General features: G+C 55.5%; 27 protein-coding genes and 1 other RNA gene. 17 read left to right on the top strand and 11 right to left on the bottom strand.

Annotation, left to right across the window (positions count from 1 at the left end; all coding sequences use genetic code 11):
• Positions 1–28 precede the first annotated feature (28 nt).
• From ileS to PUV54_RS04980, 8 genes are all read left to right on the top strand, one after another.
• On the top strand, positions 29–3,046 hold the full coding sequence (gene ileS, locus PUV54_RS05015; RefSeq protein WP_274494483.1) for an isoleucine--tRNA ligase: 3,018 nt from the start codon (positions 29–31) through the stop codon (positions 3,044–3,046).
• Complete coding sequence (lspA, locus tag PUV54_RS05010) at positions 3,043–3,570, top strand: signal peptidase II (protein ID WP_274494482.1); 528 nt, start codon at positions 3,043–3,045, stop codon at positions 3,568–3,570. Before ileS ends, lspA begins: the two co-directional genes overlap by 4 nt.
• An 80-nt stretch (positions 3,571–3,650) precedes the next feature.
• On the top strand, positions 3,651–4,211 hold the full coding sequence (locus tag PUV54_RS05005; protein ID WP_274494481.1) for a DUF3035 domain-containing protein: 561 nt from the start codon (positions 3,651–3,653) through the stop codon (positions 4,209–4,211).
• Between the two features lie 92 nt (positions 4,212–4,303).
• Positions 4,304–6,169, top strand: coding sequence for a DNA mismatch repair endonuclease MutL (gene mutL / locus PUV54_RS05000; protein ID WP_274494480.1), 1,866 nt, complete (start codon positions 4,304–4,306; stop codon positions 6,167–6,169).
• A gap of 43 nt (positions 6,170–6,212) precedes the next feature.
• On the top strand, positions 6,213–6,896 hold the full coding sequence (locus tag PUV54_RS04995) for a nitroreductase family protein (protein ID WP_274494479.1): 684 nt from the start codon (positions 6,213–6,215) through the stop codon (positions 6,894–6,896).
• A 145-nt stretch (positions 6,897–7,041) separates the two neighbouring features.
• Positions 7,042–7,446 (top strand): large-conductance mechanosensitive channel protein MscL, encoded by a 405-nt coding sequence (gene mscL / locus PUV54_RS04990; RefSeq protein WP_274494478.1) that lies wholly within the window; start codon positions 7,042–7,044, stop codon positions 7,444–7,446.
• A gap of 133 nt (positions 7,447–7,579) precedes the next feature.
• Positions 7,580–9,379 carry a translation elongation factor 4 gene (lepA, locus tag PUV54_RS04985; RefSeq protein WP_274494476.1) on the top strand — a complete coding sequence of 600 codons (1,800 nt, stop codon included), beginning with the start codon at positions 7,580–7,582 and terminating at the stop codon, positions 9,377–9,379.
• Between the two features lie 3 nt (positions 9,380–9,382).
• Entirely contained in the window at positions 9,383–10,111 is a 729-nt protein-coding gene (locus PUV54_RS04980; protein WP_274494474.1) for a TMEM175 family protein, read from the top strand.
• Between the two features lie 4 nt (positions 10,112–10,115).
• On the opposite strand, the gene PUV54_RS04975 is transcribed toward PUV54_RS04980, so the two are convergent.
• Positions 10,116–11,555, bottom strand: coding sequence for an amidohydrolase family protein (locus PUV54_RS04975; RefSeq protein WP_274494473.1), 1,440 nt, complete (start codon positions 11,553–11,555; stop codon positions 10,116–10,118).
• A gap of 137 nt (positions 11,556–11,692) precedes the next feature.
• Between PUV54_RS04975 and PUV54_RS04970 the strand changes: the two genes are divergently transcribed.
• A complete protein-coding gene (locus PUV54_RS04970) occupies positions 11,693–12,112 on the top strand; it encodes a hypothetical protein (RefSeq protein ID WP_274494472.1) in 420 nt (139 codons plus the stop codon).
• On the top strand, positions 12,109–12,297 hold the full coding sequence (locus tag PUV54_RS04965; RefSeq protein ID WP_337999187.1) for a helix-turn-helix transcriptional regulator: 189 nt from the start codon (positions 12,109–12,111) through the stop codon (positions 12,295–12,297). Before PUV54_RS04970 ends, PUV54_RS04965 begins: the two co-directional genes overlap by 4 nt.
• Before the next feature lie 143 nt (positions 12,298–12,440).
• Here PUV54_RS04965 and efp read toward each other — a convergent pair whose 3' ends face one another.
• Together efp and PUV54_RS04955 are read right to left on the bottom strand one after the other, a co-directional pair.
• A complete protein-coding gene (efp, locus tag PUV54_RS04960; protein WP_274494470.1) occupies positions 12,441–13,004 on the bottom strand; it encodes an elongation factor P in 564 nt (187 codons plus the stop codon).
• Between the two features lie 66 nt (positions 13,005–13,070).
• Positions 13,071–13,817: a YebC/PmpR family DNA-binding transcriptional regulator gene (locus PUV54_RS04955; RefSeq protein ID WP_274494469.1), complete on the bottom strand. Its 747-nt coding sequence runs from the start codon at positions 13,815–13,817 to the stop codon at positions 13,071–13,073.
• 182 nt (positions 13,818–13,999) lie between these two features.
• Between PUV54_RS04955 and PUV54_RS04950 the strand changes: the two genes are divergently transcribed.
• From PUV54_RS04950 to PUV54_RS04935, 4 genes are all read left to right on the top strand, one after another.
• Positions 14,000–14,755 carry an SDR family NAD(P)-dependent oxidoreductase gene (locus tag PUV54_RS04950; protein WP_274494468.1) on the top strand — a complete coding sequence of 252 codons (756 nt, stop codon included), beginning with the start codon at positions 14,000–14,002 and terminating at the stop codon, positions 14,753–14,755.
• A 33-nt stretch (positions 14,756–14,788) separates the two neighbouring features.
• Positions 14,789–15,994, top strand: a complete 1,206-nt coding sequence (locus tag PUV54_RS04945) for a serine hydrolase domain-containing protein (protein ID WP_337999186.1) — start codon at positions 14,789–14,791, stop codon at positions 15,992–15,994.
• A 154-nt stretch (positions 15,995–16,148) separates the two neighbouring features.
• Positions 16,149–16,409 (top strand): YjhX family toxin, encoded by a 261-nt coding sequence (locus PUV54_RS04940; RefSeq protein ID WP_274494466.1) that lies wholly within the window; start codon positions 16,149–16,151, stop codon positions 16,407–16,409.
• Positions 16,410–16,480: 71 nt separating this feature from the next.
• Complete coding sequence (locus PUV54_RS04935; protein ID WP_274494465.1) at positions 16,481–18,427, top strand: serine hydrolase domain-containing protein; 1,947 nt, start codon at positions 16,481–16,483, stop codon at positions 18,425–18,427.
• On the opposite strand, the gene PUV54_RS04930 is transcribed toward PUV54_RS04935, so the two are convergent.
• The 7 genes from PUV54_RS04930 to PUV54_RS04900 form a co-directional block, all read right to left on the bottom strand.
• Positions 18,424–19,236: a TIGR00282 family metallophosphoesterase gene (locus PUV54_RS04930; RefSeq protein ID WP_274494464.1), complete on the bottom strand. Its 813-nt coding sequence runs from the start codon at positions 19,234–19,236 to the stop codon at positions 18,424–18,426. The two genes, PUV54_RS04935 and PUV54_RS04930, sit on opposite strands and share 4 nt — an antisense overlap.
• Before the next feature lie 51 nt (positions 19,237–19,287).
• Positions 19,288–19,872 carry a 5-formyltetrahydrofolate cyclo-ligase gene (locus tag PUV54_RS04925; protein WP_274494463.1) on the bottom strand — a complete coding sequence of 195 codons (585 nt, stop codon included), beginning with the start codon at positions 19,870–19,872 and terminating at the stop codon, positions 19,288–19,290.
• Positions 19,873–19,983: 111 nt separating this feature from the next.
• Positions 19,984–20,140: non-coding RNA, 6S RNA (gene ssrS, locus PUV54_RS04920), on the bottom strand.
• 41 nt (positions 20,141–20,181) lie between these two features.
• The gene (locus PUV54_RS04915) at positions 20,182–20,457 is read right to left on the bottom strand and encodes an XrtV sorting system accessory protein (protein ID WP_274494462.1); all 276 of its coding nucleotides are present in this window, start codon (positions 20,455–20,457) and stop codon (positions 20,182–20,184) included.
• 91 nt (positions 20,458–20,548) lie between these two features.
• A complete protein-coding gene (gene rsmD, locus PUV54_RS04910) occupies positions 20,549–21,112 on the bottom strand; it encodes a 16S rRNA (guanine(966)-N(2))-methyltransferase RsmD (protein WP_274494461.1) in 564 nt (187 codons plus the stop codon).
• Between the two features lie 5 nt (positions 21,113–21,117).
• Positions 21,118–21,297: a DUF4169 family protein gene (locus tag PUV54_RS04905; protein WP_274494460.1), complete on the bottom strand. Its 180-nt coding sequence runs from the start codon at positions 21,295–21,297 to the stop codon at positions 21,118–21,120.
• Entirely contained in the window at positions 21,294–22,052 is a 759-nt protein-coding gene (locus PUV54_RS04900; protein ID WP_274494459.1) for a pseudouridine synthase, read from the bottom strand. The genes PUV54_RS04905 and PUV54_RS04900 overlap by 4 nt, the downstream gene beginning before the upstream one ends.
• Positions 22,053–22,099: 47 nt before the next feature.
• Between PUV54_RS04900 and PUV54_RS04895 the strand changes: the two genes are divergently transcribed.
• Both PUV54_RS04895 and PUV54_RS04890 read left to right on the top strand, forming a co-directional pair.
• A complete protein-coding gene (locus PUV54_RS04895) occupies positions 22,100–22,549 on the top strand; it encodes a nucleoside deaminase (RefSeq protein ID WP_420797940.1) in 450 nt (149 codons plus the stop codon).
• A gap of 67 nt (positions 22,550–22,616) precedes the next feature.
• Positions 22,617–23,840, top strand: coding sequence for an acyl-CoA dehydrogenase family protein (locus tag PUV54_RS04890; RefSeq protein WP_274494457.1), 1,224 nt, complete (start codon positions 22,617–22,619; stop codon positions 23,838–23,840).
• Positions 23,841–23,851: 11 nt separating this feature from the next.
• On the opposite strand, the gene PUV54_RS04885 is transcribed toward PUV54_RS04890, so the two are convergent.
• Positions 23,852–24,748 (bottom strand): PAS domain-containing protein, encoded by an 897-nt coding sequence (locus PUV54_RS04885; protein WP_274494456.1) that lies wholly within the window; start codon positions 24,746–24,748, stop codon positions 23,852–23,854.
• A 187-nt stretch (positions 24,749–24,935) separates the two neighbouring features.
• Here PUV54_RS04885 and PUV54_RS04880 point away from each other — a divergent pair, with 187 nt between their 5' ends.
• Complete coding sequence (locus PUV54_RS04880; protein WP_274494455.1) at positions 24,936–25,247, top strand: hypothetical protein; 312 nt, start codon at positions 24,936–24,938, stop codon at positions 25,245–25,247.
• Positions 25,248–25,329: the final 82 nt, after the last annotated feature.

Raw genomic sequence — 25,329 nt, 5'->3', positions numbered from 1 at the left:
GACAACACCTGATAGAAGAGATTTGACGATGCCTGATGACGCATCGACCGCCGATCATAAAAGCGGACGCGACTACAAAGACACTTTATTCCTGCCCCAGACCGATTTCCCCATGCGTGCCGGGCTCCCGAAACGCGAGCCCGAATGGCTTGCGCGGTGGGCGCAGTTGAAACTTTACGAGCGTCTGCGTGAAGACGCGAAAGGGCGAGAGAAGTATGTTCTTCATGACGGCCCGCCCTATGCGAACGGCCATCTCCACATGGGCCACGCTTTCAATAAGGTTTTGAAAGACTTCGTCGTGCGCTCCCGGCAGATGTCGGGATATGACGCCAACTACGTGCCCGGCTGGGATTGCCATGGCCTGCCAATCGAATGGCAGGTGGAAAAAGAATTCGCCGCCAAGGGCAAGGCGAAACGCGATGTGCCGACAGCAGAGTTTCGCAAAGCTTGCCGCGACTACGCAGAAAAATGGGTCGATATTCAGCGCGAAGAATTCAAACGCTACGGCGTCGAAGGTGATTGGGACGATCCCTACACGACCATGGCGTTCAATGCTGAGGCAGCCATTGTCGAAGAGTTTCTAAAATTCGTTGATAAAGGCGTTGTCTATCGCGGGTCGAAGCCGGTGATGTGGTCGCCGGTTGAGCAGACCGCGCTCGCTGAGGCGGAAATCGAATATCACGATCATCAATCCACAACGATCTGGGTGAAGTTTCCTGTTGAGCATTTTGCACCGTACCAGCGCGCGCCTGCACATTTTGATAATGAGGGAAAGGCTGCGCTTCACCCGTCGATAGACAGTGATGAAACTGCTCGTATGGCAGACTTGCTTGATGGAGCATCCATCGTCATCTGGACGACGACGCCATGGACGATTCCCGGCAACCGGGCGATCTGCTACGGGCCAAGGCTTTCTTATGGATTATATGAAGTCATCGCCATGCGCGATGATCTCGACTTCGAGCCGTGGTCGAAGCCGGGTGACAAACTGGTTGTGTCTGATGCGCTGGCTGAAAGCGTTCGCGAAGCCGGACTGGTAGCTGAATGGAAACGAACGGCCGACGTGCCTGCGGATACGCTAAAGGGCGTCCAGTGCGCGCATCCGCTCAAAGGTTTCAGCGGCGGCTATGAATTCGATGTGCCGCTGCTTGCTGGTGATCACGTCACTGATGAGGCCGGTACGGGTTTCGTGCACACCGCGCCGGGGCATGGCGCAGAAGACTACATTGCCTGGGTGGACGCTTTCGGCATGGAGGCGGAAATTCCGCATACGGTCGATGAGTTTGGCGCTTATACGGATGAAGCGCCAGGTTTTGAAGGCGCCAAAGTCATCGTTACGGAAGGCAAAAAGAAGGGCAAGGACGGCGATGCCAACAAGCGTGTCATCGATGCGCTGATTGAGCGTGGAACATTGCTCGCACGTGGGCGGTTGACCCACTCCTACCCACATTCGTGGCGCTCAAAAGCGCCGGTGATTTTCCGCAATACGGCGCAATGGTTCATCCGTCTTGGCGGCGAGGGTGAAAACGGCTTGCGTGATACGGCGCTGAAAGCAATCGATGATACGCACTTCACCCCGGCGTCCGGCAAGAACCGCATTCGCGCCATGGTGGAGGGGCGTCCTGACTGGCTCGTCTCCCGTCAGCGCGCCTGGGGCGTGCCGATTGCGATCTTTGCCGACCGTGACACGGGCGAGCCCTTAAACGACCCCGCCGTCAACAAGCGTATTATCGACGCGGTCCGGGAACACGGCGCCGACGCCTGGTTCAATACGCCGTCGCAGGATTTTCTGGGCGATCATCATTCAGCGAACCAGTTTGAAAAGGTTGAGGACATTCTCGATGTCTGGTTCGATTCAGGGTCAACCCACGCGTTCTGTCTTGAGGGGCGGAACGATCTGAAATGGCCGGCGGATCTTTACCTCGAAGGGTCAGACCAGCATCGCGGCTGGTTTCAGTCATCGCTTCTGGAAAGCTGCGGCACGCGTGGCCGTGCGCCTTATGATGCGGTTTTGACCCATGGTTTTGTCCTGGATGATCAGGGACGCAAAATGTCAAAGTCGATCGGTAATGTCGTCGACCCGGCTGACATCATTCAACAGTATGGCGCGGACATCCTTCGTATCTGGACAGCAAGTTCTGATTATTCGGAAGATTTGCGGATCGGCAAGGAAATCATCGGCTCGGCTGTCGATGCTTACCGTAAATTGAGAAATACGCTGCGCTATCTGTTAGGTGCGCTTGCTGACTTTTCTGATGCGGAGCGGGTTGAGCCGGCTGACATGCCAGAGCTTGAACAATATGTGTTGCACCGTCTTGCTGTGCTCGATGGTGAAGTCCGCATAGGATATGAGAAGTTTGATTTCAAGGGCGTGTGGCGCAAGTGCCTTGACTTCGCGTCGCTCGAATTGTCGGCGTTCTATCTCGATATCCGCAAGGACAGTCTTTACTGTGACCGCCCGGATGCTGTTCGCCGCCGGGCCGCAAGAACCGTGATGTCGCTCGTCTTCGACCGGCTTGTCACCTGGCTGGCGCCGGTTTGCGTTTTCACCATGGAAGAGGCTTGGCTATCGCGTTATCCGTCTACGGATGGTTCCGTGCATTTGCAGCAGTTTCCGGAAACGCCTGCCGCGTGGCGCAATGACGATCTTGGGGCCAAGTGGAAGAAGATTCGCGAAGTGCGCCGGGTCGTAACGGGCGCCCTTGAGGTCGAGCGACGCGAAAAGCGCATTGGCGCCAGCCTGGAGGCCGCACCGCATGTGCATGTAGCCGACGAAGGGTTGTTGAAGGCTTATGACGGACTTGATGCGGCCGAACTTTTCATCACTTCCGGCGCGACGCTGACAGATAAGTCCGCACCGGATGCGGCTTTCCGGCTTGAAGGTGAAACGCAAAGCGTGGCCGTGGTGTCTGTTAAAGCCGATGGCGAAAAGTGTCGCCGCTGCTGGCGTATTCTCCCCGAAGTCGGCGTACATGAAGCTCATGGCGATCTTTGTGAACGCTGCATAGATGCAGTTGAATCAGCAGACGCAAGGAAAGCGTCATGAGCAATGTTCAGGCCTATATGTCTCGTATCGGCGAATGGTGGTCAGCGGCGCGCGGCAACAAGCTTTTCTGGCGCGGGCTAGCCGGCGCCGCGTTGATCATCGTTCTCGATCAGGCGTCAAAATTCTGGATCGTCCACGGGCTGGATTTGCCCGGGGTCAGAAAGATTGAGATTTCTGGCGTCTTTGATCTTTCTTATGTTGAAAATCGCGGGGCGAGTTTTGGCATGCTGTCCGGCATGCGCTGGCTCTTGTCGCTGATTTCAATCGGCGTTGCGCTGGCGCTGACGGCATGGCTGGGGCGTCTCACCCGTACGATTGCGGCGACAGGCGTCGCTTTCGTTATCGGCGGGGCCCTAGGCAACCTTTATGATCGGCTGGCCTACGGCTATGTGATCGATTTCCTGGACTTCTCAGGGCTTTATTTCCCATGGGTCTTCAATGTGGCTGACATGGCGATCAATGTCGGTATTGCGTTCTTGCTGCTCGATGCGTGGCAAACGCGCGATCAGAGCGGTGCAAAATAAACAGGTTGGCGTAGCTGCGGCCACATGACTATAGTGCGCCCGAGCTGCGGGGTGGGCGCGAAACAGGTTGGAGTGACGAGATGATCAATGTTTCCACAGTGCGGTTTGCTTGCGCCATGGCGGCGATTGCCCTGATGACCGCTGGCTGCGGTATCGGCAAGGCGCTGGGCGGCGGCAAGAATGCGCCCGACGAATTCGCCATCACGACAAAAGCGCCTCTGGTGGTGCCGCCTGATTACGGCCTCGAACCGCCGCGACCCGGTGAAACGCGTCCGCAGGAACTGTCGCCTTCTCAACGGGCGCAGCAGGTCCTGGTCGGCGATACAACATCGGCCCCGCCGACCGCCGGTGAACAGTTGTTGCTTCGCAAGGCCGGCGCGCTGGGAGCGAATGCCTCCATCCGCACAGTCCTGGCGGCGGAAAACGGTGGACGCGGGGAAAAAGACCGCAGCCTCGCCAATCAGTTGATGTTCTGGAATTTCATTGATGGTGAAGTCGACGACTCAGCCGCGCCGCTTCAGGTCGATAACCCTGAAGAATGGTTGGCCGCACGCGATCGTTCGATCAAAAATGTGATCGGTGAAGAAGGCCAGGTTGAGATTGAACAGTCCAAGGCGTTGAAATTGCCCGGCGTGTTTTAGAACCACGTTTGTTGGTTCCATTCGAAAGCCGCCCTTATAAGGGCGGCTTTTTCCTTATTTGCGCTCATCACGATGGCTTGCGATAATTAATCATGACGAATCGGGCGGAAAAATTTTCCACAAGTACGGCTAGAATTCATCGGCTGCCGCCGGGCGCGGTCAACCGGATTGCCGCTGGCGAGGTTATTGAGCGGCCGGCTGCCGTCGTAAAGGAACTTGTCGAAAACGCCCTCGATGCTGGCGCAATACGCATCGACATTGAAATTGAACATGGCGGAAAAACACGTCTCGTCGTTACTGATGACGGATGCGGGATGGGCGAGGAAGACATGCTGCTTGCCATAGAGCGGCATGCGACTTCAAAGCTTGCCCCTGGCGCTGATGGCGAATACGACTTGATGAACATTGCAACCATGGGCTTTCGCGGTGAGGCGTTGCCTTCCATTGGGGCCGTGGCGAGATTGACCATCACCACGCGGCAAGCGGGTGGCGACGAAGCCAGAGAGCTGAAAGTCGAGGGCGGCGTTCTTTCCGGGCCTGCGCCAGCCGCGTTTGGCGGACATGGAACGCGCATCGAGGTGCGCGATCTTTTTTATGCGACGCCGGCGCGGCTGAAATTTCTGAAATCGGACCAGGCGGAAACAACGGCGATTGGAGAGACAGTGCGCCGTCTCGCCATGGCGCGCCATGATGTGGCGTTTACGCTTGTCTCCATGGGGCGGAAGTTACTCAACCTTGCTGGGGAAACGCCTGACGAAGAGGGCAGGTTAAAGCGTCTTGCCGCCATCATGGGCAAGGAGTTTGGCGAAAACGCGGTCCCGATTTTCGCGGAACGTGAAGATGCGAAAGTGACGGGGTTCGCAGGATTGCCTACTTTCAATCGCGGCTTGCCGGATAAGCAATTTTTGTTCGTGAACGGACGGCCTGTGCGCGATAAGCTGATAGTCGGCGCTGTGCGCGGGGCCTATGCGGATTTTCTGGCGCGCGACCGGCATCCGGCCGTGGCGCTGTTTCTGGAAATCCCCTCGGCGTTGGTTGACGTAAACGTGCACCCAGCCAAAACCGAGGTGCGATTTCGTAATGCCGGGGAAGTGCGAGGGCTGCTCGTCAGCGCTTTGCGTCATGCGCTTGCCGAAGCCGGGCATCGCGCGTCCACCACTACCAGCGCCTATGCGCTGGGGAAGATGACGCCTCAATCAGGCGCTGGCGTGACGCCGCTTCGTTCTCATTATCGTCCTGCCGCCGCACCAAACCCTTATGTTCGTGACGCTTATCCGCCTGTTGACGGCTTAAACGACCGTCAAAAGTCTTTTGAAGATGTCGCCGCGCCCAGCGCGCGAGCGGAAGCGTCATCGCCAGATGCTCAGCCGCAAACGGAAAGTCCGCTCGGCGCGGCGAGGGCGCAACTGCATGAAACATACATCGTCGCGCAGACAGCGGATGGTCTTGTCATTGTTGATCAGCACGCCGCCCATGAACGGCTTGTCTATGAAAGAATGAAATCCGGCCTTTCCGGCGGAACCGTGGCCAGTCAGGGTCTGCTCCTGCCGGAGATTGTTGATCTGACTTCCGATCAGGCGGACCGTCTGGAGAAACGGTTTGAGGAATTCGCGGCGCTTGGCCTCGTCATGGAGCGGTTTGGCGATGACGCCGTCATGGTGCGAGAAACACCGGCGATGTTGGGCGAGGTCGACGTCAAAGGGCTGGTGCAATCGCTGCTGGATGATCTTTCTTCAATTGGTGAGAGCCTGGCGTTGAAAGAGCGCCTTGAAGAGGTTTGCTCGTCCATGGCGTGTCATGGATCAATCCGGTCCGGGCGGCGCATGACGGGAGAAGAAATGAACGCCCTTCTGCGCCAGATGGAGGCGACACCCCATTCCGGCCAATGTAATCACGGGCGGCCGACTTACGTGGAATTGAAGTTAGCCGACATTGAGCGCCTGTTCGGCCGGCGATAGGTTTGCGGACAATTGCTTGCCCCACACAAACTGAAAGCAGATTATGACGGAATATAAATATACGCCGCTCGATCAACTCGGCGATTACATGCCGCGCGGTGACGCTGAAATGCAAACGCGGGCGAATGATTTTTTTGACGATTTGAAGCGCCGTCACACAATCCGTGATTTCACCGATCAGCCTGTGCCGCGCGAGGTAATAGAAAAGTGTATCGAAACAGCGGGGCGGGCGCCGTCTGGCGCCAACCATCAGCCATGGTTTTTCGGGCTGGTGGGCGACCGGGATGTAAAGCGTGAAATCCGCCTTGCGGCCGAAGAAGAAGAGCGCGCATTTTATGACTGGCGCGCCGGCGAAGAATGGCTCGATGCGCTCGATCCGTTGGGGACCGGCCCGGAAAAACCGTTCCTTGAAACGGCGCCGTGGCTGATTGCGGTGTTCGCGCAGCGCCGCGGCGGCGTTGAAGCGGGCATGGATAAAAAGAACTATTACCTGCATGAAAGCGTCGGCATCGCCTGCGGTTTTCTGATTGCAGCATTGCATCATGCGGGGCTTGCAACGCTGACGCATACGCCAAACCCGATGACGTTTCTAAGCAAGAAACTCAATCGTCCGGCGACGGAAAAACCTTATCTTCTTGTCGTCACGGGGCATCCGAAAAAAGATGCGGCTGTTCCCCATCATTCGATGATCAAAAAGCCGCTGAATGATATCATGAAGGTCTATTAATCAGCCTGCGCATGAGCATTTAGACCTTTTTCCGGCCTACAAATCAGACTAGCGTCCGGCCTTAATTGATTCGCCTGCATGCGGGGACGTGCGAATCGTTGACGGTCGGCCACGCCGTCCGGGCGCAAAAAAAGGAAGCCGTGCTATGGGCATGATCAAGGAATTTCAGGAATTCGCCGTTAAAGGCAACGTGGTCGACATGGCTGTCGGCATTATTATCGGCGGCGCCTTCGGGACAATCGTCAAGTCTCTGGTTTCCGATATCATCATGCCGCCAATCGGCATCTTAATGGGTGGGATCGACTTTTCAGAAATCGTCATCACCCTTCAGGAGGCGACCGCGGACGCTGAAGCAGTGACCATGAATATCGGCGTCTTCATCAACAATGTGATTTCCTTCCTGATCGTCGCCTGGGCGGTCTTCATGCTCGTCAAAGCCATGAACAGCCTGAAGAAGAAACAGGAAGAAGCGCCCGCCGAGGCGCCCGCGCCGCCGAAGCAGGAAGTTTTGCTTGAAGAAATTCGCGATCTTTTAAAGACGCGCGGCTAACCAGATCCCAACTACCCCACCCCAGTGAGTAAAAACCCGGCCCTCGAGAAATCGGGGGCCGGGTTTTTTTGCGTAGTTGTACCGGCGCGGTTGCCCGTCTATACGCCATGGTTTCGTAGCCAGATATCTTTTCATGACCCCGCTTAAGAACATCCGTAATTTCTCGATCGTCGCCCATATCGACCATGGGAAATCGACGCTGGCCGACCGTCTCATCCAGGTGACCGGGGGGCTGACCGACCGCGAGATGAAGGAACAGGTGCTCGACTCGATGGAGCTTGAGCGCGAGCGCGGCATCACCATCAAGGCCCAGACCGTGCGGCTGAAATACATCGCGAAGGACGGCGAGGAGTACATCCTCAACCTCATCGACACGCCGGGGCACGTGGACTTCACCTATGAGGTTTCCCGCTCGCTTTCGGCCTGCGAAGGGGCGCTTTTGGTGGTTGACGCCAGCCAGGGCGTCGAGGCGCAGACCCTCGCCAATGTCTATCAGGCGATTGATGTCGACCTTGAGATCGTGCCGGTCCTCAACAAGATTGACCTGCCCGCTGCAGAGCCTGACCGCGTCAAGGCGCAGATAGAAGACGTCATCGGTATCGATGCGTCTGACGCTATCGAGATTTCCGCCAAGACCGGCATGGGCGTGCCGGACGTGCTCGAAGCCATCGTCACGCGCCTTCCCGCGCCGGCGGGCGACGATGCGGCTCCGTTGAAAGCGCTGCTCGTCGATAGCTGGTACGATCCTTATCTCGGCGTTGTGGTGCTGGTGCGTGTTGTTGATGGCGTCCTCAAAAAGGGCATGCGCGTGCGCATGATGGGCGCGAAAGCCGTCTACACGGTCGATCAGGTCGGCGTGTCGACGCCAAAGAAAACGCCGGTCGACGCGCTGGGACCGGGTGAGATCGGGTACCTCACCGCATCAATCAAGGAAGTGGCGGATACGTCCGTCGGCGACACGATCACAGACGACCGCCGGGCATGCGACAAACCCTTGTCAGGCTTTAAGCCATCCGTACCCGTTGTATTTTGCGGCATCTTCCCGGTGGACGCAAACGATTTCGAAGATTTGCGCGAAGCCATGGGTAAGCTCCGTCTGAATGATGCGAGCTTTGAGTTCGAGATGGAGACATCCGCCGCGCTGGGGTTCGGGTTTCGTTGCGGGTTCTTAGGGCTTTTGCATCTGGAAATCATCCGGGAGCGGTTGGAGCGCGAGTTCAATCTCGATCTGATCACCACGGCCCCAAGCGTCGTTTACGATATTTACCTCACTGATGGATCAAAGACTGAACTGCACAACCCCGCCGATATGCCCGATCCCGTGCGGATTGATCACATGGAAGAACCATGGATCAAGGCGACGATCATGGCGCCTGACGAATATCTCGGCGGCATATTGAAACTGTGCGAGGAACGTCGCGGCATCCAGCAGGACCTTACTTATGCTGGTTCGCGCGCCATGGTGGTTTACGAGTTACCGCTGAACGAAGTCGTGTTCGATTTTTATGACCGGCTGAAGTCAGTATCCAAAGGCTACGCCAGTTTTGACTATCAGCTTATTGAACATCGCTCTGGCGATCTCGTTAAAATGCAGATTCTTGTCAATGAAGAGCCGGTCGACGCGCTATCCATCATCGTTCATCGCGACAAGGCGGACTTTCGCGGTCGCGCCATGTGTGAAAAGCTGAAAGACCTCATTCCTCGCCACCAGTTCAAAATTCCGATTCAGGCGGCGATCGGCGGGCGCGTCATTGCCCGCGAAACGATATCCGCCCTTCGGAAAGACGTGACCGCAAAATGTTACGGCGGCGACGCGACGCGGAAGCGCAAGCTTTTAGAAAAGCAAAAAGAGGGGAAGAAAAAGATGCGCCAGTTCGGCCGCGTTGAAATTCCCCAGGAAGCTTTCATCAAGGCGCTGAAGATTGATAGTTAAGACATGCTTCGGTCAACAGAGAAATCACATGTCGACCAGGACCCGTATTTTCGCTGGCGCGGCGGTGCCGTAACGCGCATCGAAAACTTGAGCGACATTGTCTTTGCGCTATCGCTTAGCCTGATCGCCGTCGCGTCAGCGCCGCCAACGACATTTTCAGAACTTATAAGCGTTTTTCGAAGCGGCTTCGCGTTTGCGTTCGGGTTCGTGATCCTTCTGATGATCTGGAATTATCACTATCTCTTCTTCCGCCGTTACGGGCTCAGCGATCAGAAAATCGTTTTTCTGAACGCGCTGCTGCTGTTCGTGGTGTTGATGTTTGTTTATCCGCTTCGATTTCTGGCTGACTTCATGTTTGTATTGATCCCGGCATTCTTCACTAACTTCGATACTGTCGCTTATATGGTTGGTGGCATCGAGAACGGTGAGAACCTGCTGATCATCTATTCGTTTGGTTACGCGGTGGTGTTTCTCATAATCGCAGGGCTCTATGGTCATGCAGCGTCCAAGCGGGAAGCATTAGAGCTTGATGAAACTGAATATCTGCTGACCCGTCGCTCGCGCGCTTCGGCCTTGATCCAGGCCGGTGTTGCAATGTTTGTTGCCGGTGTTGCGGGCTTAACGCCTATTGGTCCTTGGGCCGGGCCTCTTTATTTTCTCATTGGCGTTGCTGAGCCCATTGTGCAGCGGCGTTTTCCGGCGCCGCTGCAAACGAGGTCGAGTGCTGTTTAATAGATCATTGGGGCTGGTCATTCGTTCGGGCGAGTTCATCGAAAGCGTAACCTACGCCGTTCGACAAGACATAAGCAGCACTGCTGATGTTTAAAACGTTCTCAACAGGATTGGCGCGCAAGAATACGACGTCCGCCTCCATATTCGCGGCAATTGCGCCAGTGCGATCGCCCATGCCAAGTAATTCCGCTGCATCCGATGTCGCCATGCGCAGGACCGCCCAGACCGGAATGCCGGCATCGACGTGAAGCTCCATCTCATGAGCAAGTTGCGGACCGCCGCCAAAGCCGTCGGTGCCGATCATCATCGGCACGCCAGCGTCATACAGTCTTTTTGCGAATTCCTGGACTTTTGGCCACGCGGCTCTTGCGCGATCATAATCCTCCGGCGTCCACGCTGCGGCCCCAGCCTGCATGAATGAGAGGCTTCCGGCCAGCGCTTCAGCGTGGATATACCGGCGGTCTTCCGGCGGCCATATCTGATCGACTTTATCGACATTAAAAGTGAGTTCGTTGACGCCAAGGGTCAGATTGATTTCGACCTGGTTGTCCACGAGCAGCGCCAGGAGTTCTTGAAACAGGGGTCCGTCAAAATCCGCCAGTTCAAACCAGCGATACATAAACTTTGAATCGGGGCCGAGGCTAGCAAGATATTCTTCGCGCGCTCCTGGTTCCAGCAGATCGGGACTGGTGGGCAGGGCGTGTTCGAGACCGTCAATGCCGAGCCTTGCCGCGCTTGTCCAGCTTACGCCATCAAGATGCGCGATGGCTTTAAGGCCGTGTTTGTGCGCTGCTTTAATTCCCTTGGCCAGCTCTTCTTCTGACAAGCTGACATAGAGCTTAAAATGGGTCATGCCGAGCGCCGCCTGCCGTGCAGCCTCTCTATCCCATTCTTCGTCCGTCCGCGGATAGGCGAAGGCGCCGCCGGTAAAGGGCGGCGGCTGAATAATGGCGCCGGCGTGCAATGCTTCCGGTCCTATCCAGGTCCCGTTTGCAACGTTTTCATCGTAACGGGCATTGGCTTGTGGATCGCTGCCTGGGTTTCGAACCGTGGTGACGCCAAATGCAAGTGCGTTTTGGGCGTGGAAGCGGGTCATCTCATCGACGCTTTCGATCGTAACTGCCGGCGCGCCATCTATAAGTTCAATTTTATGAGCGCCAGCGGCAATATGGCCATGAGCGTCAATCAGGCCCGGCATTGCGTAGAGGCCGCTCAAATCGCGCCGTTCAGCGAAGTTTCCTGCAGGCGGACTGCCGCTTCCTACATTGACGATTTTTTCTCCGCTCACGACCATCCAGGCGTTCGGAACGATGCGTTCTTCTTCAGGATTTATGTGTGAGAAACCATGATAAAGCACGGCGTCATGTTTAAAGTCAGCAGATGCACATGCGGTGAGCGCCAAGCCTGACACCGCCACGATGGCTGAAAATATTTTTCGTTTCATAGATGCTCCGTCAGCGAAGTATGTAAAGAGCTATTGACATAATGAGGGCGATGTATGCTGTCAACAACTCTTGACAAAATTGTCTGAGCCGTTATTTAGATTTGGGTAAACCCTCATTTGAACAGGCGGCTTCTCCCGTGGAACAAGAATCCTCCGCATCAAAATCGAAACGCCGCGCGCGCGTATTACGGCGGTCTGCTACTGAAGTTTTTTTCGCCATGCTTTTTGTCGCGGCGGTCTTGATCGGCGATCGTTCCGCAAGCGGTCAGGATGCGGCGCTGTACATGAAAATTCTGGCTGTTGGGTTACCGCTGCTCGTCGTGACGGTCTGGTGGCTTTTTTACGCCAAACTCATCACGTCTCTTGGCGAGTTTGAACGGGCCATGGCTACGCGGTCACTTGCTATCAGCTGCGGCGTAACGCTCTGGGTCACGACAGCTTGGGGATTGGCTATTGAGTTCGCCGGTGCGCCAGGCTTGTCGCTCGCTCTGATCGCACCGCTTGCGGCGATTATCTACAGCGTTACGCGCGCTATTTTCCATTTTGTCTACCGATGAAGAACCGGTTGCGTGAACTCCGATCAGAAAAGGGGTGGAGCCAGGCGCGTCTTGCAGAACTGCTCGGTGTGTCGCGTCAGAATATCAATGCGATTGAAACCGGGAAATATGATCCAAGCTTATCTTTGGCGCTAAAAATCGGGCGGCTGTTTGATTTAATCGTCGAGGATATTTTTGAGGACTAGCGCCGCGGCATGAAGGCGCTGTATTCATCCTCGATCAAGGACACTGGCGACGTCATGTAATCGAATCTTACCTTCGCCGTTGTGGCGGCGCGGATAAAGATTTTCTCTTCGTTATCAGAATTTGTTGAGTTTGAGTTCACGCCTTAGTCGGCGCGCTTCACATATTCCATGGTTTCAGTGTTGACGATAATTTTTTCACCGACCGTCATGTAAGGCGGCACCATGACGCGCAGTCCGTTGTCAACGGTTGACGGCTTGTACGACGAGGACGCGGTCTGACCTTTTACCGTCGGTTCCGTATCAACAATCTCAAGCGTCACCTGCTCCGGCAACTGAACGCCGATGGCGCGGCCTTCGTGGCTTTCAACGATGACAGCCATGCCGTCCTGCAGAAATGCGGTTCTGTCGCCAATCATATCCTTGTGAATATTGATCTGCTCATAGCTTTCGGCGTCCATGAACACGAGCATGTCGCCTTCCGCATAAAGATAAGTGTGATCCTTCTGCTCGAGCCGGACGCGCTCAACGGTCTCCGATGCGCGAAACCGCTCGTTCAGTTTTGAACCGGTTTCAAGGTTCTTTAGCTCCACCTGCGCATAGGCCGGGCCTTTGCCCGGTTTGACGGCGTTGATTTTTACCGCCGCCCACAGTCCGCCCTGATGCTGAATGACGTTGCCCGGGCGGATTTCATTGCCGTTGATTTTCATATGCGCTCGCTAGCCTTGAGAAGTTTCGCGCCGCTCTAGCAGGCGAGGCGTGGGGAGGCAAGAAGCCTAACCCGCCAGGCGCTCCATCTCTTCATCGGAAATTTCGAAGTTTGCGTAGACATTCTGTACATCGTCGCAATCATCGAGTGACTCAATGAGCTTCATTAATGTTGCGGCTTTGTCGCCCTCGACTTCGATCGTATTTTGTGGGCGCCAGGTTGGTTTGGCCGAGGCTGCTTCGCCAAATTTTTCTTCTAGTGCAGAGCTGACTTCGGCGAGCTGATCAAACGCGCAATAAATCTCGTGTGTTTCTTCTGATGACTGAACATCTTCCGCGCCGGCTTCAATAGCCGCTTCGAGCATGCCTTCTTCGGAGGCGACGCTCGCAGGATACTCGACATAGCCGACCAGATCGAACATGAAAGAGACAGACCCGGTTTCGCCAAGGTTGCCGCCATTCTTTGAAAAGATCGTGCGCACTTCGCTGGCGGCGCGATTGCGGTTGTCGGTGAGCGCTTCAACGATGACGCCGACGCCGCCCGGACCAAAGCCTTCATATCGAATTTCTTCGAAGTTCGATTCGTCAGCACTTGTGGACTTCTTGATCGCGCGATCAATATTGTCTTTTGGCATGGACTGGGCTTTGGCTGCCTGAATGGCGAGGCGCAGCCGTGGATTGAACTCAGGGTCCGGCGCGCCCATCTTCGCCGCCACCGTGATTTCTTTTGACAGCTTTGAAAACATTTTCGACCGCTTGGCGTCCTGGCGCCCTTTACGGTGTTGAATATTCGCCCATTTACTATGCCCGGCCATGGGATCGTCCTTTTGGAAAGCGCTGAAAGACGCCTCTTATGGCGCGAGAGCCCAAAATTTCAAGGCCCCGCACCGCGACTGTGCCTGTGGGCTTGACCCTGACGCCTGCCAGTCGCCACAACCGGCCGGCGTGTCAGGCTTTCAAGACGGTTTCAACAAAACAAACAGGAGCGAGATTGACCATGAGCTTCAACCTAAACGGAAAAACAGTTCTGATTACCGGCGCATCCCGCGGTATCGGCGCGGCGGCGGTAAAACTCTGTCATGCGGCGGGGGCTCGCGTATTGCCGCATGCGAGCGGGCCGAGCGACAAGGCAAGTGCTGTTGCGGAGGCGGCCGGCCTCGGGTCTGATGATTTTTTGTATCAGGATTTATCCGTGCACGGCGCTGGATTTGCGCTTGCGCAGCAAGCCATTGAAAAGGCAGGCCGGCTCGATGCCGTAGTAAACAATGCCGGCGTCTACCTCGCCTCACCGCTGACCGGCGATACTGGCGCATGGGATGAAGGATGGGCCAAGACCATGGCGGTGAATGTACAGGCTCCGGCGGATATTTGCCGCGCGACAATCGCCCATTTTCGCGAGCATGGCGGCGGTACGATCGTCAACATCGCAAGCCGCGCCGGGCATCGCGGCGATGGACTGGAAAAAGCAACCTACGCCGCATCGAAAGGCGCTGTGCTCGCCATGACGAAAACCTGGGCGCGCGGACTAAGTGGAGAGAATATTCTTCTTTATGCGATTGCGCCGGGCTGGGTGGAGACCCGCATGGCGCCGGAAGATATTGAGGCGCGCAAGTACGCAGTTAATGAAATTCCTCTGGGCCGTGTCGCCCAGCCGGAAGAAGTCGCCGAGACAATTCTGTTCTTGTTAAGCGGCGCATGCCCGTCGATGACCGGTGCAACGCTCGATATCAATGGTGCAAGCTACGTGCGATAATCCGATTAGCATTATATTGATTTTCAGGCTATCATGCCTGTCGAGATGCATGCGGGAGTAAGCAACGTGTATTTTTTTAAGCGGGCAATTCTTGCGCCATTCTTTTTGCTTTCATTGATGTCTTGCTCGTCGTCTCCGGCGAAGGAGGGATCTGAAAATAGAAGCTCCGTCAGTCCTGTGCTCGTCCAAACATATTTTGACAGGCAAGGGCGAAATGGCTTGTCAGCCTCGATTTTGGTCGCTGAAGGCGACACTGTTCTCCATAGGGGCGCATATGGTGATGAGGCTGCACCCGGCGTAGCGATGACGACTGAAACAGTGGCAGATGTGGGCTCCCTCTCCAAACAGTTTACGGCGACGTTAGTGATGATGGAGGTAAGCGGAGGTGAGGTTTCACTAGAAGATACTGTCTCCAAATTTTTTGCCGACGCGCCAGCTGACAAACGCGAAATCACCTTACATCAGCTCATGACTCATACGTCAGGATTGACGGAGCATTCTGACGACGATTATGCGCCGATGACGCGTAGTCAGGCGTTGCAAAACATCTTTACTTCGGAACTTGCTTATTCACCCGGAGAGGATTTCAGATATTCGAATTCCGGTTTTACTTTGCTGGCGGCTATTCTGGAAGAAATCACTGGCGAGCAATATACAACACTCGTTCGTGAGCGATTGTTAAAACCGGCGGGCCTGAAGGACACAGGGTTTCACGGCGATGCTTTTCTAAAACAACGTAATGTCGCCGTCGGTTTCGTAAATGGCGAGTGGCAAGCATCACCCGTTACAGCTTTGCCAATCCAGTGGGGCGTGATGGGTAATGGCGGGGTCATGTCCACCGTTGACGATATGCACCGCTGGATGCTGGCTTTAAAGTCAGGCTCAGTATTGCCATTGGAGCATGTCGAAAAACTCTGGGCTGGTCATGTGCAAAGGCGTGAAGGCATCAGTTATGGTTACGGCTGGTGGATATACGAAAGCCCTCTAGGCCGTCTGATATGGCATGGCGGAACCGGCGCCGGCGGCAACGCTGATGTTGCGTATTTCCTGGAGAAAGAGCTGATCTCCATTATCGTCAGTAATCAGGTAGAGCTGATAACTGATCCGGAAACAATGCAGTATGTCAGAATTCATCTGCCGGCGCGAGAAGCGCGAATTGGTCTTATGAATGTCATCGCCGAAGGCGATGCTGAAATAAATCCGTCTTTGACGCTCGATCGAACGCAATCGGAAGACTAGTCAAGGCAGCTTGGTATTGGCTTTTGCGCCGCTCTGTTCTATACGAAGACGAACTCAAGAGAATTTATGTCTGAGATTGTATTGCAATAACCATTCTGATTGACGCGCCGGCTGTGGCCCGTGCGTCCGGTTAATGTTTGCTCGGACTATTTCCATGAACATTTCGAAGGCGGAGCAAAGAACGCTCCATGCGCTCGCTCGCGGCGGCGCAATCTTGGTAGAAAAAGACGACAACGGAAAAATCATCTCGGTAAACTGCGCCACCCGCGAAGGATGGACGCTAGAGGATTGCACGCTCGCGGTTTTTCAAAAATTAAAACGGCGGCGGTTAATCGCTTCCAGCAACGGCGAGCCTTACCGGGCAACGCGGCTTGGGCGCAAATCCGTGCGTGCGCAGCTCGATAACCGAATGTAAGCATTTGCATCGCCGCCATTTAAAAAAACGCATTGTCTGGTAGAGTTCGCGACTCATACTGGAGAGTGTCCATGCGATCTGTTTCTATTGTTTGCGCAGTGTTGGCGGCTTTGTTTTCCTCGATTGCGGGCGCGCAAGAGCCGCCTGATCCGGCGCCGACAACGCCGGTCGATACCGTTTCGCTGCCTGCATTTGAGCCTACGCGGGAAGAAGCTGTGCTCGAAGGGTATGTGGACGGTGTTGTTCGCGCCCATATGCGCGCGCATGGAACGCCTGGTGTTGCGGTCAGCGTCGTCATGGATGGGAGATTGGTTTTTGCGAAAGGTTATGGCGCTGCGGATGCGGCGCTGCAGAGGCCCGTAACGGGCGATGGCACTCTGTTCCGTATAGGGTCGGTTTCGAAGACATTCATCTGGACCTCTGTCATGCTGTTGCGCGACCGAGGTCTATTAGATCTTGATACGGATGTTAATGAGTACCTCGAAGGTGTGCAAATTCCAGATGCTTTTGGCGGGCCCATAACCATGAATCATCTGATGGCACACCGTGCCGGGTTCGAGGATACGTTTAGTGTTTTTACTTATCGCGATGACAGCAATGAAACGCTTGCCGAGGCTTTGAATGACACCATGCCGAAACGGGTCTATCCGGCTGGTGCGCGTACATCCTATTCGAATTGGGGCTCTGCGCTGGCCGCAAAAATCGTGGAAGATGTATCTGGCGTTTCTTTTGAGGATTTTCTTATGAAAGAAATCCTCATGCCGATCGAAATGGCGAACACAACGCTCAAAGGACCGTCAACAATACAAGCAAATCTGAAAAGCAATCTTGCCGAGGGTGTGAAGTTTTCAGGTGGCGCGTACGCCGCAGACGAGTATATGCAGATCGGACCATTCGCACCTGCCGGCGCCATGGCGTCAACGGCGGAAGATATGGCGCAATGGATGCTGCTGCACCTGGGTGGGGGCGCGACCGGCAATACGCGCCTGTTATCGCCGCAATCGCATGAGTTGATGTGGTCCCGGGCGTTTTCCGATCGCGAGGCGGGGTCGGATCTCGCGCACGGTTTCATGACAGGCTTCCATCGCGGGGTTGAAACGTTCAGTCATGGCGGCGCGACGTCGACGTTCTACACAAATATGGTGCTAGTTCCCGACCTCAGCCTTGGTCTTTTCATCTCGCAGAATGCGACAACGGACCGGACGTTGGTCAGCGATCTTCCGGCGCTGGTCATGGATCACTTACTTGCTGAAACGTCTATCGCGGAATCTCCCGCATTGAACGACGTAGAATCACCCGGTGAATACACAGGACAGTACTTCGCCAACCGGCGGTCATTCACGCAGTTCGAAAAACTTTTTTCCGCAAGTGACCTCGTAACCGTCGCGCCGGGACAAAACAATGATCTGATCATCACTCGCAACGGCAATGCTTACAGTTATAAATCTGTGCCTGAGGCCTCCGGCACTTTTGAAAATCTACGTGGTGAGAGGGTTGTGTTTGGGCGCGATCAGTCGGGAAAAGTCTCCCATATTTCAGATGCGAGCGGGGTTCACTCTTTTGACCGGCCCGGCATATTCAATAATAGCAGCGTGTTTAATTTCGCGCTTGGTGCGGCATTCTTGTTCAGCGTCACGACGATGCTGGGCGCGTGGCGCCGACAAGGCAGGCCTTCGTGTCATAAGGCGGTTGGCGTCTGGCTTAATCGCGCTGACATTATCATTGCAATGTGCGTATTCATTTTCGCCGGCCTTGGCGTCGCGACAGCGGCGACGCTGGTGACTGCATCAGCGAGCGCCTTGTTAGAGTATCCGCCGGTGACGATTGTCGCCCTGCGCGTCTTTGGCCTTATTCTTTTCGTGATGGCTCTGGGGTTGCTGATTAGCGCGCCTCTCGCGTGGACGCGATCAGGCTGGAGCGCCTGGAGAAAGGCGCATCACACGATTTTTGCGCTTTCGATGGTTGTTCTTGCAATCATGCTGGTGGCGTGGCGCGTGATCTTTTCGGCCACCGCTTAAGCTACCGGGTCTGCTGTTTTAAGTCTTCCGCCCAGACGGATAGGATTGATTGTCTGCGCCAGCCCATTCTCATCCGTCTCAACGATGACGCCGCTGATTGTCGCTTCGCCTGCCGCGGGCGAGAAGCGCCCGCCGGGGATTTTCGTAATGAAACGCCGTAACGGTTCGGACTTTTCCATGCCGATTACGCTGTCATAGTCGCCGCTCATGCCGAGGTCGGTGATGTATCCTGTGCCGCGCGGCAGGATTTGATCGTCCGCAGTCGGAATGTGTGTATGTGTGCCGACAACAAGGCTGGCGCGACCATCAAGGAAATGCCCCATGGCGTTTTTTTCCGACGTTGCTTCGGCATGAAAATCAACGACGATGGCGTCAACGTCCTTGCCAAGAACAGCGCCGGCAAGTTCACGGTCGACTGCAGAAAACGGGTCGTCTCCTGGCGGCATGCCGATCTGTCCTTGCGCATGAACCACAAGAACGCTGGAGCCGTTGTTTGCCGTAAAAACACCGCTGCCGCGTCCGGGATTTTCTTTTGGGAAATTTACGGGCCTTAACAGCCGTTCTTCGCGGTCAAAAATTTCGATTTCTTCGCGCTGGTCATAGGCGTGGTTTCCCGTGGTCAAAACATCCGCGCCAGCAGCGATAAAATCGTCGGCGATCTTCGCCGTCACCCCGAAACCTCCGGCGGCGTTTTCAACATTGACGATAGTAAAGTCGAGGGCGTAGCGCGTCTTTAGGGAGGGCAGCCTGTCGAGCAGGGCTGTGCGCCCGCTCCGTCCCATCACATCGCCGAATACTGCAATTCGCAAAGCTTGCCCCTTACATTCCCGGCAGGGCGTTTTCAGGTAAAAAACGCTCTGCTAGCATCTTATAGCGCCGCGTTCAGTCACGACCCAGTCAAGCGGCTGGTCTAGGCGGGTGAGGGGCAGGGCGTCAACTTCTTGCGCGCCATAAGCATAGCCAACGGCGAGCGGCGTACCCGCCTTACGCAATGCGGCAAGGGTGCGATCATAATAACCGCCGCCATAACCGAGCCTGCCGCCCTCTCTGGTGAATGCCAGCAGCGGCACAACCAGAATATCAGGGATTACTTCCTGCGCGTTTGTCGTCGGCACAAGTTCGCCATAAGACCCTTTGATCAGATCATCGCCGGGAACATATCGGCGAAAAATCAACGGGCTTTTCCTTTTTGCAACGACAGGAAGCGCCACGTCTGCATGGCGTTCAAAAAGCGCCCGCGCCAATGGTTCGGTATCAAGCTCGTCTCGCATGGTGTAATAGAGCGAAACAACAGCACTTCGGCTAACTTCAACGGCGTTCAGAAAATTCGCCGCGGCATGTTCCGCCGCATCCGGGCGCGCTTTCGCCGCCGTACGGCGTTCGCCAATCATACGTTCACGTAGAATGCGTTTTGGATCGAGAAAGGGTGCAATCGGCGGCAGCATGTTGGTTATCCGTATCAACGCAGCGTCTTGCCAGCAAGGGTGATCAAGCCGAGCCCGTAATGATCAGACGGTCGTTTTAACGAACTTATCCGTCGTCACTGCCTCCAAATATAAAGCGCCGCCCTGGCCGTTGGACTTTTATTCGCCCTGGACCCTAAGGACCAGGTGGGCGCCGCGTGATAAAGGCCACGGCCTTAGTCAGAGGCAGCTCCCGATAGATGAGATAAGGCCCCGGGGAATGTCGTCCTGACGGGCCGGGCAGCGAAATGAAAATAGGGACGCGTTGAGGCCGCGTAAAGGGGATAGCGTTCAGGCTTCTTTAGTCGTTTGCTGTGGCTTGTTACGGCTCATCGTTCTCCAGCTCGGGTATAGAAGACAGCCGAGGAAGGAAAACGACGCCGCGACGAGCAGGGCCATGGCGAAAAGACCGCCGCCAGCCTCGCCCAGCCAGTTGGCCACAAGGCAGGTACAGGCAATAATCAGATATGGATAAACGGGCGGGTTCGCCTTGAGATACCGTCTGACGAACAAGGTCATTGACGCAAGCAGTAAAACCAGTGAGTAAACATCGAAGATGGTAAACATGGCGCTGCCTCCCAAAGCGCAGTCAGAATAGTAAACTTCAATTAACGACGTCTTAAATTTGGCGAAAAACAAACGTGCGAACGGTCAGGAATTACCGTTCAAAACGGTAAATTCCAACCTGCGTATCGCCATAGATGCGCCGGTCTACTTCAATGAAGCCGTCAGCACTCGGCGGTGTTTCGTCTTTCGCCTGTTCGACGATTGCGATTGCGCCGGGTTGGAGCCAGCCGCCATCTTTCAGATTTTTGAGCGCAGGTTCGTACAAACCCTTTCTATAAGGCGGATCGAGAAAGGCGAGGGTGAAGGGCGGGCCAACATTAGCGGGCTTTGCGCCAAGGTCAGTCGCGGATCGTCTGTGTAATCTTGTGACGCCGAACAGCGACAACGCTTCAATATTATCGCGAATGGCGCCGCGAGCGGCCGCGTCGGTTTCAACAAACAGACACCACGCGCCGCCGCGCGACATCGCCTCAAGCCCAAGCGCCCCCGAACCGGCGAAGAGATCGATAATCCGCGCGCCTTCGAAATCGACGTCATCGCGTGATGAGAGAATATTGAACAACGCCTCGCGTGTGCGATCCGTAGTCGGTCGCGAGGTCATGCCCTTTGGCGCAATGATCGATCTGCCTTTGAATTTGCCGCCGATGATGCGCATGACGCCTAATCGTCTTCCGGCTTGTGTCCGTCGAGATGACGACTCAGCTTTTCGTTCTCAAATTTAGTCTGCTTTTTTTCAGGTTTGGATCGTCCGTGCTTCGCACGGTTTTCCTCTGCCTGTTTTTCTTTTTCAGCGCGCTTTTGTTTTTTGCGGAAGCGATTGAGGTTAATGACGTTGGTCACAATCCAACCTCTTCGCAGATTCTCCGGCCAAGTTGTTCTTTCAATTGCTTGCCGGGCACTTCTTCAAACGCGCCTTTATTAAGCTTGCCGAGCTGAAATGGTCCGTAAGCGGTGCGAATGAGCCGGTTCACCTGCAGACCCAAATGCCGGCAGACATTGCGGATTTCGCGGTTCTTTCCTTCGTTGATGGACATGGTGATCCACTGATTGCCGCCTTGCGTCTGGTCGAGTTGCGCACGGATTGGGCCGTATTCGACACCTTCAATTTCGATGCCGTCCTTTAGCGTATCGAGGTCGCTTTGTTTGACGCGGCCATAAGCGCGAACGCGATAGCGGCGCGTCCAACCGGTTGACGGCAGCTCAAGCCTTCGCGACAGGGCGCCGGAATTGGTCAGTAGCAACAACCCCTCGGTGGTGAGATCGAGACGGCCAACAGAAATAACGCGCGGCAATTGTCCCTGCAGCGCATCGAATACTGTGGCGCGCCCTTGCGGGTCTTTGTGGGTGGTGACGAGGCCGTCGGGTTTGTGAAATCGCCAAAGACGCGGCGCATCCGGCTTGCCAATGCGCGTACCGTCAACGCGGATATCCATCTCCGGCGTAACCTTGAATGCCGGCGTGGTCAGCGTAACCCCGTCCACCGTGACGATTCCCTGTTCGATCATGCGCTCGGCTTCGCGGCGCGAGGCGACGCCCGCCCGCGCCAGGTATTTGGCGATGCGTTCACCCGACTGGTCTTGAGATTGTGTGTTCATGGCGCAAGGTCCTAGCATTGCGTGCGTCCCCGCGCGATAGTCCCGTGATGGATGATAACGAATATATGCGCCTGGCGCTCGACGAGGCGCGTAAGGCGGCTGCAGCGGATGAGGCTCCAATCGGCGCGGTGCTCGTCGATGCTGACGGAGCGGTTCTGGCGAAGGCCGGCAATGCGCCGATCTCCTCCAGCGACCCGACCGGTCATGCCGAAATTCGCGCTTTGCGCGCAGCAGCGGAACAGCTTGGTAATTACCGCCTGCCTGAGACAACGCTCTACGTCACGCTTGAACCTTGCGCCATGTGCGCCGGCGCTATTTCCATCGCCCGTGTGAAACGTCTTGTCATTGCTGCGAGCGACCCCAAGGGCGGCGCCGTGTGGCACGGGCCCCGTTATTTCGAACAGCCGACCTGTCACTGGCGGCCTGAAGTGGTTGCGGGATCTTTTGCGGATGAGGCCGGCGATCTGTTGCGCGAATTTTTCCGCACAAGGCGCTGACTGCTGTTGAGGCTTTCCCCATTCGCCGCGAACGTTATCATGCGCCGCAAATAAAGGAGTCGCCACGATGGATTTTGAATATTCCGACCGCTGCAAGGACTACTTGAAACGCGTTTCCGAGTTCATGGACAAATATGTGTATGAGGGCGAGGAGACCTATCAAAAGCAGCATGAGGAATTCGGCGCAGACGGGCGCTGGAAAGTGCCGCCGATCATCGAAGAGCTGAAAGAAAAGGCAAAAGCCGAAGGTCTGTGGAACATGTTCCACAACGACCCGAAATGGGGCCCGGCCCTTTCCAATGCGGACTATGCGCCCATCGCCGAACAGACGGGCCGCTGTCATATTGCGCCGGAGGTGTTCAACTGCGCCGCCCCTGACACTGGCAACATGGAAGTGTTGATCAAATACGGCTCACCCGAACAGCAGGAACAGTGGCTTGTGCCGCTTCTTGAAGGGAAAATCCGATCCGCATTCCTGATGACAGAACCGCAGGTGGCTTCATCGGATGCAACAAACATCGAAACGGATATCAGGCTTGACGGCGATCACTACGTCATCAATGGGCGCAAATGGTGGTCCTCCGGTGCTGGCGATCCGCGCTGTAAGATATTCATCGTCATGGGCAAGACCGATAAGGAAGCGCCGCGCCATCAGCAGCAGTCGCAGATTCTTGTGCCAGCGGACACGCCGGGCGTTAAAATACTGCGTCACCTGCCGGTGTTCGGGTATGACGACGCGCCGCACGGGCATATGGAAGTTGAGCTAAAAGACGTCCGTGTGCCGAAAGAAAATATCATTCTCGGCGAGGGGAGAGGGTTTGAAATCGCGCAAGGGCGCCTCGGCCCGGGACGTATTCATCACTGCATGCGCACGATCGGTGCGGCGGAAGTTGCGCTCGAAAAAATGGTGAAGCGTATTCTGACGCGCGAAGCCTTCGGCAAGCCGATTTTCAAGCATTCAATCTGGGAACAGCGCGTGGCCGAGGCCCGCATCGATATTGAGATGTCTCGTCTGTTAACGCTGAAGGCTGCGTGGATGATGGATACGGTCGGCAACAAGGTCGCGCAGGGTGAAATCGCGATGATCAAAGTCGCTGCGCCGCGTATGGCGTTGAGGATCATCGATGACGCGATACAGGCCCATGGCGGCGCCGGCGTGACAACCGATTTCGGCCTCGCCAGCAAATACGCCGGGATCCGCACACTACGTTTGGCTGACGGGCCTGACGAAGTTCACTGTCGTGCGATTTCTCGCCTTGAGTTCAAGAAATACTCAAATCAGGCATCCTGATTTTCTGTGCTTCAATCGTTTGAGAGGGACGGCGCACTGATCGGATCGGTTACTTCCATGAACCCTCCGATCATGCGCACCGTCTTGCCAGCCTCATTGCGCAAGGCCGTTCCGCGAGAGCGGTACCAGCGATAGCCGCCATCCTGACCACGTAACCGAAGCATGAGATCATAGGGCTGGTTGTCAGAAAGGTGGTTTCTCAACGCTTGCGTATGTTTTGGTCTGTCGTCGGGATGAATTGCATTTTCCACCTTGGAAAAGTCGTATTGTCGGCGGGCGCCATCACCTAACAGAGCTTGCATGCTGTCTGAAAGTACGGCGCCCCCGGTTAGCACGTCCCATTCCCAGATGCCGTCCAGCGCATCGTTGGCCGCGAAGCGATATCTGTCGAGATGCTCTGCGGTTTCAATCGCCGCCGCCGTGCGCGTGCTGAAATGCTCCAGGACGGAGATAATCTCTGATTCATTGGCGATTGGCCGGGTTGTCAGAACGACGGCGATGCCGATTATCTGGCCGTCCTCCCCATGCAAGGCCGTGCCCGCATAGCCTTGCGCATTCATTGTACGCAGCATGACATCGCGTGGAAACTTGTCCGCTATGCCATCGGGGTAAACACAAGAGCCGCCCTCGACGGCCTTTGCGCAAGGCGTGCCATCAAGGCTGTAGGTCACATTTTCAGTTAACTGTCCATTGGCGGCCAGACGTATGGAGCGCACAAGATTGGAAGATGGGTTCAGCCTGCCGATCAAAAAATAATCCGCTGTTAGCGCCTCGCTGACACTGAGCGCATAAGCTGTCAGAAATTCGCTATCTGGTAGATGGGCGAGCTCCAGTGAAATTTTTTCTATGGAAGCATTAGCTGCGCTTGTTGCGAAGCCCGGGCGAGTTTTCAGCAGCGATTGCGACATGATTTTTGTTACTTGCCTGTTTGCCTAACGGTTGGACGCTCGTCTCCCTCTCACCCAATGACAGGCATTAGGTAAAAGACATTAAGGGCGGATTAACCGTTCGGAAAATTGGCCGGAAACTGTATTTGCCACATTGGCGCGGCGCCTTATGGTCCGTCTGTCTGACGCGAGCTGATTGGAGCAAGATATGGAAGAGATTCTGACATCCGAGAGCTGGGTCTTGTGGACAGTGTTGATCGTCATCGCATTCTTTGCCGGACGGGCTACCGGCGGCGGCATGTCATCCGAAGAACGCACGCAAAAAAAGATGGAAGAACGACAGAATGCCGAAAGGTTGTTCGCTGGATTGTCTCCTGACGTACAACAGGATGTGGATGCGCGCATACAGCGCGGCAAAATCATCGAGGCTGTCAAAGTCGTTCGTGAAAATTCGGGCGCTGGACTGAAAGATGCGAAACAAGCAGTGGACGCACGCCGCGCATCCATGGGCGCAATATAGTTTAGAAGTTTGAATTTACAGCTTAGGTCGGCGAAACCTTTGCCGACGCTAAGCCTTTAATGAAATTTCTTTGTGATGCGGT

It is taken from the genome of Hyphococcus flavus, from assembly GCF_028748065.1.
GTDB lineage: Bacteria > Pseudomonadota > Alphaproteobacteria > Caulobacterales > Parvularculaceae > Hyphococcus > Hyphococcus flavus.
The sequence above is the reverse complement of the archived record's forward strand: the minus strand, read 5'-3'. Positions and strand labels throughout refer to the sequence as shown.